This window comes from Bradyrhizobium sp. USDA3010, from assembly GCF_056429065.1.
Window position 1 is genome coordinate 58,960 of sequence record NZ_JBWJZD010000002.1, and the last position, 15,423, is coordinate 74,382.

The window sequence follows — 15,423 nt, forward strand, 5'->3', positions numbered from 1 at the left end:
TACTCTGCGGTCCTCCGCGGAGCATGTCGGCCACCGCAATTCCGCGTGCGCTTCTCGCTACGCTGCGCCGAGGAGGGTTTCTCGTCGACCAGGCCACTGATGAACTCGCCGTAATTCGCGAGCGCTATTGGCGCGCGCGTGGTCGCACCCCGATGGTTCTCACGCTTACGACGACGCAGGACTGCAACCTTGGTTGCTACTATTGCTACGAGGAAAGAACACGCGATGCGCTCGCCGAAAGAGACGTTCCAGCGATAGTCGGGTGGACCCGACAGCGTCTGGCAGCGTCTGGAAAAGACAGCCTTCACGTCGATTGGTACGGCGGCGAACCACTCCTCAATATCGATTTCATCGATACCGCGTCAGGGCCGCTCCAGGCGCTCTGCGCGGAAATCGGCGTCAGCTATTCAGCCTCGGTGATCTCGAACGGGACATGCTGGCCCGATGATATCGGCGGCTTCGTCCGGCGGCACCGCATTCGGCAGGTGCAGATATCCTTCGACGGGCTTAAAGCGAACCACGACAAGAGACGGCGATATCGAAAGGGAAGGGTGCCGCATCCGTCCGTTTCTTCGTTCGAGCAGGCGGTCGCAGTGGTCGATGAGTTGCTCGATATCGTGCGTGTCGACCTGAGGTTCAACGCTGACCACGGAAATCAGGGCGATCTTGAGGGATTCATTGCCTTCTGCAGAGATCGAGGCTGGTTCGATAGACCGTATCCGTGCATCTTCCAGCTCGCCCGAATATCCGACTTTTCGGAGCGTGCCGCATTCCTGAGCCGCACGAAACTCCCAGAGGAAGATTTCGAGAGGCTCCGCGAACGGTCCCGCCAAATGGTTCCGGACGAAGCGACACTTGACGAGACGACGACCCGCTCGCTCTATCCGCTGCCGCGGACCTCTGTTTGTGCTGCCTTGGCCGACGACTCAATCGTGGTCGGAGCAGATGGCAACCATTACCGGTGCGGGCTTCAGGTCGGTGAGAAGAACCGCCCCGTAGCCCTCCGCGGCGCCCGGGGCGAGATGACGCCCGGTCGTGACGCCGATTGGTGGACCGCCTTCGATCCGACGCTCCAGCCGAATTGCAGCCGCTGCTCGTTCCTGCCGGTCTGCTGGGGCGGCTGTCCGAAGAATCATCTGGAGGGAAATTCGCTTTCCCTTCATGAGCAGAGCTTGTACTGGCGAAAGGCACTTCCGCAGAAGATCGCGTGGCAGTTCGGCGTGGCTCTCGAGGAGAGCGCCTTCAGCTTCACGGAGGCCGACCAGTTCCGACCGAACTCGCCCGAGGCGTGAGCCTAATCTAGCTCGGCCCCGAAATCTGGACGTCGAACGGCTCAACGTCCGTCAGCAATCGTTGTCGGGACGCTGCGGCGCCGTGATGCACAACCGCGCGATGGGTCGGTCCGCCAACGGTTCGTTGAGAACCAGACCGGGCTGGCGGCTCCATTCGACCTGTTGAAGGAAGGGCAAGTTGACCTCCGACTTCGCGTTGCAGGCTTTGAGCGGAGCTACTAGCGCCGAGCCCGAGCGGCTCCAGCCCGCGAAATCCACGGCAAAGCAGTAGTCTCGCGGCATCTGTTCGGTGCTGTCGTCGATAGTGGCCACCAAGGTATTGATTGATCGGCTGCCCTGGGGCGTCACAAGCGCTCCGCCGATCATCAGTCTGTATTTTACGCCCACAAGAATATCGGCGATGTCCGATCGGGCGGCTTGGCCGCTCCACTCGACGACAGTCCGCACGCGGTTCTTGCCTCGATACTTGCGATTGCTCGCAACGTCGTGCAACTCGTCCGCACTGAAGGTCACACTCCGAACGTCGGCCAATACCGCCTTCTTGCCGGTGCGACCGCTCGTGTCCACGTTTTCGAGGAAGACGCTGACGGTTTCGGTCGCTCCCTTGGCGTCCCATTCGACCTTGACGGCATCGAGATCAGTCAAGGCGTCGGCTCCGGCCCGGGCGGCGACGGGAGGCCGGGCGACAATCGAAAGCGGTTCGGGTCTGGCGATGAGCCATATGCCTAACCCGACGAGTGCCGCACAGACCAGAAGAACGATGACCGTCACGACGTTGTGCAGGATGACGATGAGGCGGATGAGCCGGACGTCCTGGTCGTTGACCGCGCTCCGGACGGTGGTGTCGCGCTCGATCAACTGTCCGATGCGCGCAGGCGTGAGGGACGCATAGTCCTTGATGTCGACGTTAGGCGCGGCTCGAAGCTTCTCGACGACGCCTTTCATCAAATCGCCGCCGATGCGGTATTGGCCAGCCCAAAGGTACGCGAAGAAACCGGCGATGCCGAGGATGGCCGGCAAGCCCTTCAGAAAGACGAATGCGTCCACTCAAATCACCTCCTGAAAGACCGGAGTTTCGCTCAATCAATACTTGCATGACAAGAGGCATGCACTCCCGCAATTCGTCGTTGCTTACGTTGTCGGCGGCAAGGTGCCTTCCAGAGGTGTTCGAACCCTCCTTTGAGGCGGGGGGGGGAAGGCGCCTTGTCGTCTTCTTCTACGCACCATCTACGCCGACGAGGCGGCTACTATCCCGGCTAGCTAGATCGCCGGTGCCGATCCGTTTATTTCGCCTAGAGCGCTAATTCGGCCGCGCGGAGGACGCCGGCCGCTGCGGGCGATGCCTCGAACAGAGCGACCACTAACAGGTCGATGGCTGCGTCTAGGCTTCCGCCCGCTGCAGCAGCATGCAGGTAAGGGCGGGCCGCAGCCGGATCGTCGAGTTCCCAGAGCAGAAAGCTACCGATTGCCTGGAGGCCGACAGGGTCGCCGTCCGCAGCGCGCCGCGCGGCGTCGTCGCCGGCACCGGTCAGCCGTCTATCGAAAGCCACGGTCTCGACCGTCTTTGTCGATCCCGGATCGGAGGCGAGACAGGTGATCCGGAAGACGTGAGAATGGAGCCGCTTAAGCAGAACGGGACTCTCGAGGTCGACCCCGGAGCCCGCCGGCAGGAGCAAATCGACGAAGGCATCGTCGAAATCGCCCCGGACGGCACAACGGTCGCCCTCCAGAGCCACGCGTGGCGAAAGGAGCGGGCTCCAACCCTCCCGGTGCCAGCCGGACTCATGCGCGGACTTCGGCACGATCGAATTGCGGGTCGCCCGACGGGGTTCTCCGCGATTGTCCGTGCAGCCGTGCTTCGGCCATGGCCAGCCCAGATCGTCGAAGAACACGCGCCCGTTATACGGGCTCCGGTAGAAGAAGACCGAGTGTCCGCACACCGGACAGTGGGCGTTCGGATTCACGTAGCTCTCGACAGTCCCGCCGCTATCGCGGGACCAACCGAAGGACGGGGGTGAGTAATTCAACGCGAAATGCGAGACGCTTCCCCAACGGCGACGACCGCCGCCGGTGTCTCCTCCGAACCCGCAGCTACAGTCATAGGGGTGATTTGCGGCGTTGCACATGTCGTTAAGCCTGGCTGGATACGTGCACTCTTCCGCACAAAGGTGGCGATGCCGCGGCGGCACTCAAGCTCCGGCGACCGGCCTCAGCACATTGGGGAAGCCGTCGCCACGGAAGAGGGAGACGTGTAGTCCTTCAGGCGCCGGTAGCTGCCCTACGACCACAAGAACGAAGGCCAGCATGGCATGGACAGACCTGCGAACGGTGTCGTCGAGGCTGGTGACGTCGGGATTGGAGGGGAGCGGAATCCTCTCGGGATGGGTGTGCCAATCCCCAAGGAAATGCAGGCCGAGACCGAAGCGGTCATCGATCTCGCGCTGTTCGGCTCGTCTGTCGGGCACATAGGACGTGCGGGTTCGCCGATCCGTTCTCCGCGGGCCGGTCGCCTCGACAACCTCTATCCTCGACGCGTGGAAACGCCCGAACAGTTGGCCTCCGGCTTCACGCTGCCAGAAACGCAGTTGTCTGTGCTTGGAGAAGGTCTCGATGACGGGGTCCGTGAATACCAGCGCCTGTCCCGAACGACCGATCGGGTAGACGATCATTCGGCCGCCTCGGCTACGACCACGGCCAGGGCGGCCGCGCTGGGCCAAGGTAATTCGATGACGTATCCTCCCTCGTCGCGAAAGCCCGTCATGGATCGCCAGCGCGAGCTCCAGTCGCCGCCCGCGGCCCTGAGTGGTCCTGACCGACCGATCCAGAGGCCATGCGAGGATGCCCCGATCTCGCGATCCAGCGCCCGAAGAACCACCTCGGCGATCATAGCGATGGTGAATGACAATTCGGCCGCCCCGTACGGTTGGAAGACCGCGCCGCAGGCGGGCTCCCGCAGCGTCGTGGGTCCGGACCATTCAGTCACCTGCAGATGGGGCTTGCCGCAAGCGTCGAATCCTTCCCGGAACCGCTGCCCGTTCTTGGCGATCGTGACGGCGTGCCCCGCCGCCGCATGCGCTTCGGTCCAGGCGTAGATCACCGGCCCCTCGAATTTCGAGCCGACATGCCAGACGTCGAAGAACGCTTCGGTAGCCCACGAACCGGTCGCCGAGACGACGACATCGCAATCGGCGAGGGCGTCGGGCTCTTCCATGATGACGCTTTCGATGTCACGCGCGATCGCGTCGACGGAGGCCACGTGGGGGAAATCGGTCCGGATCTTCTGGGCCAGCCCGACGCATTTGTGAGATCCGACGTAGGGGGCGCCCAGCGGATGCCGGCCGATGTTGGCCCAGGCGAGCCGTTCCGGATCGATGAGGACGAAATGGCCGATGCCCGACTGCGCGAGCAGGATGGCGACGGCAGCGCCGACCGAGCCGCATCCGACGATGCCGACCTTCGCGAGTCGGAAGCGATCGAACTTCGGGTTTACCCCGCGACCGTGAATCCAGGCCGCGTCGGCCCGATCGACGCTCGCGCGCTTGATCGGGGCGCCGCCGAAATAGCGCCCGAGCGCGATCTGCGCCGGCACCAGCTTGTTCCTGAAGCCGTCACCGAGGGTCGAGCGTCCGCGCTCGGTCGGGTGAGGGACCCACGCCGAGGCGAGGGCGGGCCCGACCGGCGTGTCGACCCCTACCAGCAGAGTGGCGCCGCTCACGTCCTGCATCACCAATTGGCATAAGAGCTCGTCCGCGAGGCCAGCTTCCGCTGCCAGCCGGCGAACCGCGATGCCGCTTTTCGGGAAGTCCGCTGGCAGCGGCGGCCGATCGAGCCAAAGCAGCGCGCCTGCCTGGGTCTTGACGTTGGCCGTGCCGTAGCGGTTCTTCAGCCACACTGCGATCGCCTCGTCGTCGTCCGCGACAAGCACGAACCGCTTGCCGCGCCAGACTCGCACCAGCCTCGACGGACCGGCCGGCGGCAGCAGGCTATAAACCGGAACGCCCTCGTCGTTAGAGGCCTGACCCCAATAGGAGAGGAACTCGTCGGCGAAGTCGCCGTCCCGCTCGCCGCGCTCGCATTCGCCGATAAGCCGGCAAGCCGACGCGATGCGGTCTGCGACTACGGCACCGGGCCGCTCGACATCGAAACCCTCGCCGTCGAGGCAAAGGATCCCGTCTCTTTCGAAGTGCGCCCATTTCAGGAACATAGACGGGCCGACGAAGGCCACGCGTGGGAGCGCGAACGGGAATTGTCGGGGCACGACCACGTCGAGGCGCCGTTCTCCTTCCGGCGTCGGCACCGTCAGCCGCCATCCGGCCGCCGGCTGCCGGGCCGCGTACTTGCGCAGAGCCTGCCTGTCGAGGCGCTCGAAGCCACCCAACTTCCGCCGGATGCGGTCCTCGACCATGAGGAGCGCATCCTCGCAGGAAGGTGGCTGCGGCACGCGATCAGGCATACCGACCGCCGCCATCCTTGCGGACGGCCACCTGCGGCTCCTTGCCGGAGAACAGACCTGCGAGCGCCGGCGCCGCAACGCTGCTTGACGCCTTGATGACCGGCTCATAGCGGTCGCTGAAGAACTCGGTGGCGTACACCTTGTCCCAACACTTCAGCGCTGCCTGCCTGTCGCAGTCGCTGTCGAAGAGGGGAGCGAGGCTGGTCAAGGCCTCGTCCAGCTTCTCGCGCAGGAATTTGGCCTTGGGATCCTCGTTGCCCTTGGTGATGGTGTCGCCTGGCGTCACCGGGTGCTGCACCACCAGATTCCACTTCAGTCGGTCACGGATGGCCTTCATCGTGTCGTGCAGCGCCTTGTCCTCGCGACCGGCGTCGCCGCGGAAACACTCGGTGACAAGCTTGGTGATGCCGAAGCCGCTGAGGATCTGGGCCTTCCAGCTCGACCGGCTTCTGGCGTACTTCTTGATGTCACGGACGACGCGCCGAAGCTGGCGCCCGTTTTCGGTGTCCGGGCTCTGCGCGTCGTTTTCCTTCTCGAACCACGCCGTCACCTCGCGCGCATCCGACCGCTTCCAGTCGGTGCTGGCGAGTTCATAGAAATGGGACTCGTTGCCGAAGACATCCTTGGTCGTGACCCGGCGGTAGACGGGCAGGTCGACGTGATATCCTGCCTCATAGTAGACGCGCACGCAGTTGTTGCGCACTTCCGGCGGCGTCTTGAAGCCCCCGTCGTCGACGGCGTCGCGCACCATCTGACGCGCCTGAAGCGCGGTCATCTCGGCGCCGCGTTCGCCCACCAGATCCTCCTTTGCGAAATAGACGCCGTCGTCGATGTCGTAGTCGTTGTCGGGGTGCTGCGTCATCGTCCTCATGGCGTAGCTGCCCTGCGACTTGAACTGGAGCGGTGCCGGCTTCTTGGCCTCCGACAGGCCCTTCTTCAGGCGCTCGCGGTTGGCGTCGCGCCGCTTTCTCATTGCGGTCCGCTCCCCGCCCGGGAGCGTCACCTCGTCGTCGTGGTATACGAGAACATCGTCTGAACAATCGTACATGGTCACCTCGATCGGCTCGCGGCCGCGGCATCGGTGTCCCTCGATCGCCGAGCGGCCGGCGGCTCTTCAAGGGGAGGGGTGGTTTCGAACAGCGAGCAGATCAGCTCCGCCTCCGGATCGGTGTCGCGGTAGGCACACTTGCTGTTGGTCATGTCGGCGTCGGTCCGCGCCTGGGTGATCAGCGCGTTCATGGCCTCTTCGCGTGTGTCGTCGAGCAAGAGATAGGGCACCAGCGTTGCCGGCACCTTGTCGTGCGGGAAGCGCACGATGCTGCACTTGCGGTTCACGTGCTTGGTCAGTTTCCGCGCCATATGGTCAAAGGCGAATTCCTGCGCATCGACCGACAGGCTCGCGGCGTTACCGCCGAACTTCCATTCCGGAAGGCCGCGGTGCCGGTCGCCTCTCGGTATCTGCTCGCCTTGCGGCACGGGGCACGTTCCGAGCGAGAAGATCTGGATCTCGCGACCGGCCTCGGCCACGTCGAGGGCTTCGATCAGACCCAGCAGGACCGGGTTGTTGGCCCACAGTCCACCATCGGCGAAGACGTTGAAGGGGGTGCCGTCGCCGCCGTCCGGCTGATCGATCGCGGCCAGCGAGCGATAGAGCGGTGCGGCCGAGGACGCTAGACAGACGTCAGCCAGGCGGTAGTTGTCGTCGCGATGGTTGGTGCCTGCGAAATGGGGCGTCTTGAAAACCCATGCCCGATGCTGGCTCATTTCCACGGCGGAAAAGGCCAGCGCGATGCCGCGCCGTTTGTAAACTTCAGCCATGGTCTCATCGCCGATGGTACCGACGAGCGCACCGAGCAATTCGGCCTCGCCCGCCTTGAGGGCTCGTTTCCGCAACAGCAGATCGGGAGCCACACCGGCCAAGCCGGAGGGGAGCTTTTTCGAGAAAATCTTGGGACCGTGCTTGCGATAGAGGGCGACGACCTCGGAAAGCGGCCGTCCGACGGCGAGGGCGCAGCCGATGATCGCGCCGGTGCTGGTGCCGACGATCAGATCGAACCCCTTGCCTATGTCAAGAGAATCGAGCTTCCTGCGCCGCGCGAACGTCGTCGCGACGCGATCCAGGTAGGTCGCGGTGTACGTGCCGCGCATGCCGCCGCCGTCCAGGCTCAGGACGCGGAAAGGTCGACCGTGGGTCATGAGCCCTCCGGCCGGTCGGCGGGACCGGATAGTTGGCGCGCCGGCGCGCGCGACTTCTCTTTCGCGAACCGCATTGGGCCCCCCAAGGCCGACAGCGTTGCCCACATTTCGGGCACATGTTCTGCACACATGGGACTTGCCGCCGCCAATTCAAGATGTTGATAGTCGACTTTTTTCGGCCGCTACATATTGACATGTCTCGAATCGTGCGCGCTTTTTATCGCGACTCAACCTGCAGTAGGCGGTCCGCGCCATGGGCGATCAGGTGTCGGTTGAGAAGTCGCCTTTAAGGGGCCGTAACATCTTGATTTTCTACGATGGTACAGGCCAGGTGGGTGGCCTGCGTCCGGACGAAAATCGATCCAACATCTGCAAGCTCGTCGCCGGCAGTCGAACAAGCCGCTCGACCGATCCTTCGGGGAGATCTGAATGGCCGAGGAAGGAACGCAGGTGCCGGTCGTCGAGCTGGCGGCGTTCGAAGCCTGTGACTTGAACGTGCCCATTGCCGCGGTCGACCAGGTGAGCATGCCGGCAATCGCGATGGCCTACGGACAAGCATCCGCGGTCGCCGCATCTCCGGCCAAGGACGTCTACCTTCTGCTGTCCGCTGTCGCCGGGATTCATCTCAGGCCTTCGGATCCCGGCAATAAGTTCGGACCAGGCGCGCAACGGGCAGACTTGCGCACCATGATTCCGAGCGACATCCGCGGACGTCAGGCGGATGTCCTGGAGCGCGTTCTGCCGAAAATCCGACACCCTGCGATGCGGGCCCGCGTCGCGGACGTCGTCTGGACGAGCGATCGGCGCAAGGCGGCCGTGGCAGGAATCGCCATCGACGCCTATTGCGATTGCGTCGAGGGTCTGATGAGCGGTTCGCTGAAAGCTTGCGTTCCCATCGACGGCCGCAACCTGATCGACGCACAGACACCGGCGCATCGTGCGCTGCAGATTTCGTCGGCGACGAAGAAAGGCAAAGCGCCGCATTCCGACCGGCTGGTTTCGGCGCTCACCTGCCTGTATCGGCAGGCCCGGCAAGAGGCGCAGCCGGTCATCTTCAGCCGGCTTGCCCAGCTTTGCGTCGACTACGGACTGATCGACAAGCGGCAGGCGGCGGTCGACCTCGAGGCGGTCGCGGGCGCGAACCCGACGCTCGTTCCGCACGCTGTTCAGGTGGCGCTCGACTACGCCGGCTACCTGTATGGCCGCACGGGCGACGCGGATAGCGAGCGGCGCTGCCAACTCGGCGCCGTCCACCAGATGCTCAGGATGCGCGACCAGTGCAGCCAGGCGGGCGCGAAGGCGTCCTGGGTCATGGATGCGCTGATGCGCTTGCGTCAGATCAAATGCGAAGAAGCCACTGCGCTGGAGGAAGAACTCGAATTCGAGCTGCGGAGACTTCAGCGCGCGTCGATGCGAGAGATGGGGACTTTCGTCGTCGACATCGTCGACCCGGTCGAGCGAGACCGGATCCTCGATCTGTTCGTACCGATGGACTTGTCGACCGCGCTGCAGTCCTTCGCGTTCCTCGCGGTGTCGCCGAAGATCGAAGACCTAAAGGCACATGCGCGGGCGCGGGCCGAGCGCGAGCCGTTCAGTGGCATGATGGGCGGCAAGCACGTCGACGACGAAGGCAGGACGATCGTCCACACCTCCGACGCTGGCAGCGGAGAGCCGCCGGAGGACTGGTATCTGCGCATGATTTCCCAGGCGGAATCCCATCGCCGCGCCGATGTGGTCGCCAACAGCATTGATCCCGTGCGGTCTCTGATCGCCCAATCGATCGCGATCGAGGAGCGGCATTTCCGCCCGATCGTCGGAGTGTCGCCGTTCGTATCGCGTCTTCAGGCGCCGCTCTACGCGCTCGGGTTCGCCCGCTTCTTCCAGGGCGACTTCACGTCGGCCGCCTATCTGCTGATCCCGCAATTGGAGGCGAGCCTGCGTCATATCCTGAAGGCGCGCGGGGCCGATCCAACGAAGCGTCGCGACGACGCGACCGAAGAGAACCGCAGCCTCGATGCAATCATCGCCAACCACCGCAGCGACCTGCTCGAGATGATGGGCGAGCCGCTGCTCGACGAGTTGAACCGCATCTTCAACCTCCAGCCGGGTCCGACGCTCCGCCATGACGTGGCTCACGGGCAGCTGTCGGAGGGGCAGTGCTATTCGGCCGACGTCATCTACGCCTGCTGGCTGCTCTATCGCGTCTGCTGCCTGCCGCTTTTGACCCGATGGGATGAGTTCGTACGTCCCGGCCTTGCGATCGAGGAGCCGGGGAGGTAGCGCCACGCGAGGCATGATGGCAAAGGCGTCAAGACAGGCGTCCGCCCCGAAGGGGAAGTTGAGCGCGGGCATCCTCGCATTTCGGCGGGCGAAACGCGGACTGGAGGTCCTACTCGTGCATCCTGGCGGGCCGTTCTGGCGAAGCAAGGACGAGGGCGCGTGGTCTATTCCGAAGGGCGAGATCTCGCCGTCGGAGGATCCGGAGCAGGCCGCCAGGCGCGAGTTCGCCGAGGAGCTCGGGCCGACGGCTTCGATCGGCCCGCTGCTGGCCCTGGGAGAGGTCCGCCAGCGCGGCGGCAAGCGTGTGATCGCCTTCGCCGGCGAGGCCGAATTCGATGCAGCGAAGCTATCCAGCAATACCTTCGAGATCGAATGGCCGCCGAAAAGCGGCAGGACCCAAACGTTCCCCGAAGTCGATCGCGCCGCGTGGCTCGATCTTTCGACCGCCCGAATGAGGATATTGCCCGGCCAGATCGAGTTGCTTAATCGCCTGGAAGCCGCCCTTTCACCCGCCTAGGTCAACGAAGCCGGAAAACGGGCTGCGGCGGACGCGGGGACGTCTCACTCCGACTTCGGTAGCCGACCCTTGCCGCCGCACTTCGTGCATCGGCCCGGATAGATCCGGCGGCCCGGCTCCGGCTCGCGGGTCGGCACCGAGCCCGTCCCGTTGCAGGCATCGCAGCGGATCTCGGTGCGCGTCGGTTTCATAGCACTCAAATTCCGTACGCCGTCCGCTGTCACAGCGCGCTCAGGTCATCGGGCACGTCGCCGAATTTCCGGATCAGCTTGGCGTCGCCGAACTCGCCTGTCGCCGGGTCCCCGGTTCGGCTGAACGCTATCGCGCCGGCGCAGCCGGGTTTGCGCGACAGCACTTCCGCGCGCGTGGCGGCCGCGTTGGCGCTCGTGCACTCCACCGCCTCGCCCGGCGCGACGCCATCGTCCGCCGGGACAAAGGGGAGAGCGACGTAGTAGGTGACATCCATAGGTCACTCCTTGCGATCGCGCGATCGATCGAACCGGCCTCGCGCGTAGCCGACGGAGACCGACCCCCGCAACTCGTCGAGTTGGGTCTCGAGAAAATCGTTGGCGACCAACAGCGCCTTGACCGCCTCGCGGGCGTCCCCTCCGCACGCGGGGATGGCCTGGTCGGCGGCCAAATCAAGGTCGACCAGAGGGGCTCAGATGGTTCGGGCGCACCAGGCATGCCGAATGTTCACTTTTCGTTCGCGCAGAGTCAAGACCCAGTCGCCGATCCCGCTGGCGCTGCGCGCCCGCTTGAGGATGAATCCGGAAAACGAGGGGCGGAATGTCGGAACCGGGCTGCGCCGTTCGTCTCGAGTCCGAGGTCCCTGTATCCGGAGTTTTGCGTATGGCCCCGCGCGCCAATTGGAAAGGCTTCCTGCGTCTGTCCCTCGTGACCTGCCCAGTCGCGCTCTACCCGGCCACTTCCGAGTCCGAGAAGATCTCGTTCAACCAGCTCAATCGTCAGACTGGTCACCGGATCAAGTACCTCAAGGTCGATGCCGATACGGGCGAGGAGGTGCCGAACGAGGACATCGTCAAGGGCTACATGCTCGAGAATGACCAATTCATCGAAGTGACCAAGGAAGAGCTCGAGGAGCTCGCGCTGGAATCCACCAGGACGATCGAGATTGACGAGTTCGTTTCGAAATCCGAAATAGATCCGCGCTACCTCATCCGGCCGTACTATCTCAGGCCCGACGGCAAGGTCGGCCACGACGCCTTCGCGGTGATCCGCGAGACCATCCGCGAGATGGACAAAGTCGCGATCGGCCGGGTGGTGCTGACCAACCGCGAGCACATCATCGCGCTCGAGCCGCTGGACAAGGGGCTCGTCGGCACGCTGCTGCGCTACCCCTACGAGGTGCGTAGCGAGGCCGAATACTTTGACGATATCCAGGACGTCAAAGTTACCAAGGACATGCTCGATCTCGCCAAGCACATCGTGAATTCGAAGAGCGGGCAATTCGAACCGGAGAAGTTTGAAGATCACTACGAGACCGCGCTTGTCGACCTCATCAACCAGAAGCGTGCCGGCAAGCCAATCACGCCGAAGGAACGCCCCCGCGGCGAGAACGTCGTCGACCTGATGGAGGCGCTGCGGCGGAGCGTCGGCAGCTCCTCGGGCGAGGCCAAGCTTGGGAAGAAGCCGGCGAGGAAGCCGAAGAAGGCGGCGGCCGGCCAGAAGGAGATGCTTATGCCGATCCAAGGCAAGAAGCCCGCGAAAGAGGCGGCGGCGAAGAAACCGGCGGCTAAGGCGCAGCGGAAGTCAGCCTAGTATTCAAGCGGCCAGTGCGCGGATGGATGACGCGATTTTAGACGTTCGGTCATTGTTGGCCTGGCCAGAGGTTTGAGATTCGTCTAACGGTACGTCGTAACAGACACGGGCGGTGCCGGACTGACTGGAAGCCTGGGCTGGTGAACGCCATCGCGGTAGTCCAATCGCGAACCAAGGCTTCGGGGCGCCTCCTTGTCATCCTCCATTCGCCATGATCGTAGGACTCTAGGAAGTGCGACTCGAAAGCTGTCTGCATGTCCTGCACGCCGATGATCTCGACGCCGTTGGCAATCGACCAAGCGGCGGTGGGCGGCACTTCGTGAGAGCCTAGCAGTCTATCGCTTAGCTCAAGCGCCCAGGCGATCTGCCAAGCGTACGGCTGGTAGGCCTGATGGACGATTTCGCTGCACCAGTCGTAGACGGGTCTCAGATCCGGAATGCTGAAGCCACGTGCTTGGAAAAAATACGGATTTGCGACTACGAAATCTTGGTGAAACCCATGCTTGAGCCTTGGAGACTTGCCCTTCCTGTCTGTCGGATATACCGAAATGAGCCGTTCGAAGCGAAGTTCGAGCGCTTGCCTCAGCACGGCAATTGCCGCGATTTGCGCGGCTTTGTGATCCAGACCGAAGGGTCCGATTTGTCGGAAGGCCGACTGGTATGCGAGGCCACGCGCTAGGCGGAAAACCTCCCAGCTATGTACCGTCGCATTTTTGAAGCCCGTCAAATAAACGTAGCCAGGCTCGTTGCGCTGCAGGAAGGGGACGATGTCCCCTAAGTCAAAGATGTAGTCCCGGATGGTGTCGGCCCAGGTGACGAGCGAAGCAGCGGTAAAGCTGTCAGATGGCGAATTCTTCTTCAGGTGAACCGAGAGATCCGACAGTTGCCTGACGGCGGCCTGCAGATGACAACGGCAATACTGCAGAGTTTCCACGTCGTTCTTAAACAGCCGCGCTCGCCCGAAGACTTTTTCGATAAGATATTTTTCGGACCGGCTCTTGCGGTTGTGCTGTCGATCGAGCGCCGCAAGATGAACGATGAACTCGGTTATCGCCTTATCCGCTTCTGCATCAGTCGGCGGCGTGCCTCCCGACAATCGGCCAAGTATGTCGAGCAACGCTTGAGCTGGGGGCGGAGGAGATGCGGTCATCATTGTCAATGCACCGGACACGCCGATTATGTCTAGGCCGCGGGCAGGCACTCCGGGCACGTGTCGCCGATCGAGTCCAGAAGCTCCGCGATCGCGACGGCTGCCGCTTGAGGCGAGACGCCGGGCGGCGGATCCTGGCGGGCGATCTCGAAGGCGCGCTCCCGGGCATGCGGGTCGGCGCGGTCTTGCATCCAGCCGTGCGTCTCGCATTCGCGGATGGCTCCGGCTTCGTTCAGCACCGAGATCGCCCATCCGCGTAGCGTCCGGATCGCCGGCCGCCGTTCCTTGGTCATCAACATCGAGATCGCTCCTGCACAGGACGAATCCTTTAGGCCCCTTGCTCGTTCCCGGCCTGCTAACACAGGGCTGGGATTCGCGATCGGAGGGGCCGGAGCTTTTCCACCTATTCCGCCGCCCTGTGCAAAACGCTAGGCGGCCTGCACGACGTCTTCCTTCTCGCCCGTCGCGACGATCTTGAGTGCGCCGTCCGGAAGGGGACGCTGTAGCGCCTTGGCCTCGTCCCAAGGGGCGCGGAGCCAGGTGTCGTGCTCGTCAGTCGTCGTCAAGATCACCGGCATAGCTTTAGGATGGACACGCGCGACCTCGGCATTCGGTTCGCTGGTAAGAAACGCGAAGATGTCGGCAGTGATCTCGCCCTCCTTGGCCTTGCGCACGCTGGTCCAGTTGGTCCAGAGGCCGGCGAATGCGAGCAAGGGACGGCTTTCGTCCGGCGCGAACCAGACCGGCGTCTTCTTGCCGTCGATGGTGTCGTACTCGCTGAACGAGGTGAACGGCACCAGGCAGCGGTGCTCCGGACCCAGCCAGCGCTTCCAGTGCGCGCTGTTGACGTTGCGGATGTTGGTGGTGCCGGAGTCCGGCTCCATCCGGAGCAGTTCCTTGAAGTCGACCGTCCTACCCTTCGCTTGCAGCTTCTCGGCCCGCTTTTTGGTGGCATCCATCAGCGCCTTGGAAGATGACGGCATGCCCCAGCGCGCCATGACGAGCTCTCGCCCCTCCGGCGCGTTGCGCACGATCGGCGCCGGGTAGTCGGGATAGATGCCGGGCATGCTCGGCAGGTTGCCGACTCGGCTGTTGAGAGCGGCGAACAGGCGACGGATCGCGTCAACATTCTTGGTCATGGAATAGAGATTACACATCGACATTTCTCGCTGCCCTGGCTTCCTCGCTGTCGATTTTGAGGTCGAACAGTTCAGGGTTCTTCTGAGCCTCGCGGTGGAGACATCGAACGATGGTCGCGTAGACATCGTGCAGCAATTCGTTCGTCTCGACGAGCAGCGTACCCATCAGCGTAACGCCTTCGTCGAATACCGTCTGGAGAAAGACTACGGCTTGGGTCTCGTCGTCGAGCGACACGTCGAGCGGCTTGACGGTCATTCGCATCATCTCTCCGTCGGAATGCGCCATGATTTGATTGCGCATGCCGATTAGCCAGTCGTGAAGCGCCCGTCGCTCCGGCGACAGTTTCAGGCCAATCATCTTGGTCGTTAGAGGAGGAATCCCCCCAGCGAGCGACTGCGAGAATGGCCGCCCGTATGCTACGATCAGGGTCGTTTCGTAACAACGGAATCGGCGTAGCTCCACCCTCGAGTAAGTCCGTTCCTTTTCGCAGTCGTACAGGAATGAACAGGCGCTCAATGCCTGCTGCAGATCGTTGAGCGAATACAGCAGCCGTCGACGGCGACGCTCGGCATGCAGCCTCATCTTTTCAGGATCTGGCGAGGGTTTCGTCATG

16 protein-coding genes are annotated in these 15,423 nt (G+C 63.4%); 4 read left to right on the forward strand and 12 right to left on the reverse strand.

Annotated elements, in window-relative coordinates:
- Positions 1-23 precede the first annotated feature (23 nt).
- Positions 24-1,292: a radical SAM protein gene (locus AC066Y_RS03280; protein ID WP_478272640.1), complete on the forward strand. Its 1,269-nt coding sequence runs from the start codon at positions 24-26 to the stop codon at positions 1,290-1,292.
- Between the two features lie 51 nt (positions 1,293-1,343).
- Here AC066Y_RS03280 and AC066Y_RS03285 read toward each other — a convergent pair whose 3' ends face one another.
- The 6 genes from AC066Y_RS03285 to AC066Y_RS03310 form a co-directional block, all read right to left on the reverse strand.
- Positions 1,344-2,339: a hypothetical protein gene (locus AC066Y_RS03285; protein WP_478272641.1), complete on the reverse strand. Its 996-nt coding sequence runs from the start codon at positions 2,337-2,339 to the stop codon at positions 1,344-1,346.
- Between the two features lie 245 nt (positions 2,340-2,584).
- Positions 2,585-3,256 (reverse strand): hypothetical protein, encoded by a 672-nt coding sequence (locus AC066Y_RS03290; protein ID WP_478272642.1) that lies wholly within the window; start codon positions 3,254-3,256, stop codon positions 2,585-2,587.
- Positions 3,257-3,481: 225 nt separating this feature from the next.
- The gene (locus AC066Y_RS03295; protein ID WP_478272643.1) at positions 3,482-3,961 is read right to left on the reverse strand and encodes a Mov34/MPN/PAD-1 family protein; all 480 of its coding nucleotides are present in this window, start codon (positions 3,959-3,961) and stop codon (positions 3,482-3,484) included.
- A complete protein-coding gene (locus AC066Y_RS03300) occupies positions 3,958-5,697 on the reverse strand; it encodes a ThiF family adenylyltransferase (protein ID WP_478272644.1) in 1,740 nt (579 codons plus the stop codon). Before AC066Y_RS03300 ends, AC066Y_RS03295 begins: the two co-directional genes overlap by 4 nt.
- Positions 5,698-5,737: 40 nt before the next feature.
- Positions 5,738-6,718, reverse strand: coding sequence for a cyclic GMP-AMP synthase DncV-like nucleotidyltransferase (locus tag AC066Y_RS03305; protein ID WP_478272645.1), 981 nt, complete (start codon positions 6,716-6,718; stop codon positions 5,738-5,740).
- Positions 6,719-6,795: 77 nt separating this feature from the next.
- A complete protein-coding gene (locus tag AC066Y_RS03310; RefSeq protein ID WP_478272646.1) occupies positions 6,796-7,941 on the reverse strand; it encodes a patatin-like phospholipase family protein in 1,146 nt (381 codons plus the stop codon).
- A 429-nt stretch (positions 7,942-8,370) separates the two neighbouring features.
- Here AC066Y_RS03310 and AC066Y_RS03315 point away from each other — a divergent pair, with 429 nt between their 5' ends.
- Both AC066Y_RS03315 and AC066Y_RS03320 read left to right on the forward strand, forming a co-directional pair.
- A complete protein-coding gene (locus AC066Y_RS03315; RefSeq protein ID WP_478272647.1) occupies positions 8,371-10,221 on the forward strand; it encodes a DUF7380 domain-containing protein in 1,851 nt (616 codons plus the stop codon).
- A 16-nt stretch (positions 10,222-10,237) separates the two neighbouring features.
- Positions 10,238-10,738, forward strand: a complete 501-nt coding sequence (locus AC066Y_RS03320; RefSeq protein ID WP_478272648.1) for an NUDIX hydrolase — start codon at positions 10,238-10,240, stop codon at positions 10,736-10,738.
- Positions 10,739-10,958: 220 nt separating this feature from the next.
- Here the strand turns inward: AC066Y_RS03320 and AC066Y_RS03325 are convergent, their stop codons facing one another.
- The gene (locus AC066Y_RS03325; RefSeq protein ID WP_478272649.1) at positions 10,959-11,204 is read right to left on the reverse strand and encodes a hypothetical protein; all 246 of its coding nucleotides are present in this window, start codon (positions 11,202-11,204) and stop codon (positions 10,959-10,961) included.
- Positions 11,205-11,207: 3 nt separating this feature from the next.
- Positions 11,208-11,378, reverse strand: a complete 171-nt coding sequence (locus tag AC066Y_RS03330; protein WP_478272650.1) for a hypothetical protein — start codon at positions 11,376-11,378, stop codon at positions 11,208-11,210.
- A gap of 212 nt (positions 11,379-11,590) precedes the next feature.
- On the opposite strand from AC066Y_RS03330, the gene ku reads away from it, so the two are divergent.
- Positions 11,591-12,520 carry a non-homologous end joining protein Ku gene (ku, locus tag AC066Y_RS03335; RefSeq protein ID WP_478272651.1) on the forward strand — a complete coding sequence of 310 codons (930 nt, stop codon included), beginning with the start codon at positions 11,591-11,593 and terminating at the stop codon, positions 12,518-12,520.
- Positions 12,521-12,569: 49 nt separating this feature from the next.
- Here ku and AC066Y_RS03340 read toward each other — a convergent pair whose 3' ends face one another.
- The 4 genes from AC066Y_RS03340 to AC066Y_RS03355 all read right to left on the reverse strand — a co-directional run bounded on the left by AC066Y_RS03340 (position 12,570) and on the right by AC066Y_RS03355 (position 15,422).
- Positions 12,570-13,673, reverse strand: coding sequence for a hypothetical protein (locus AC066Y_RS03340; protein ID WP_478272652.1), 1,104 nt, complete (start codon positions 13,671-13,673; stop codon positions 12,570-12,572).
- A gap of 29 nt (positions 13,674-13,702) precedes the next feature.
- Positions 13,703-13,969 (reverse strand): hypothetical protein, encoded by a 267-nt coding sequence (locus AC066Y_RS03345; protein WP_478272653.1) that lies wholly within the window; start codon positions 13,967-13,969, stop codon positions 13,703-13,705.
- 129 nt (positions 13,970-14,098) lie between these two features.
- The gene (locus AC066Y_RS03350) at positions 14,099-14,827 is read right to left on the reverse strand and encodes an SOS response-associated peptidase (RefSeq protein WP_478272654.1); all 729 of its coding nucleotides are present in this window, start codon (positions 14,825-14,827) and stop codon (positions 14,099-14,101) included.
- Entirely contained in the window at positions 14,820-15,422 is a 603-nt protein-coding gene (locus AC066Y_RS03355) for a hypothetical protein (RefSeq protein ID WP_478272655.1), read from the reverse strand. The genes AC066Y_RS03350 and AC066Y_RS03355 overlap by 8 nt, the downstream gene beginning before the upstream one ends.
- Position 15,423: the final 1 nt, after the last annotated feature.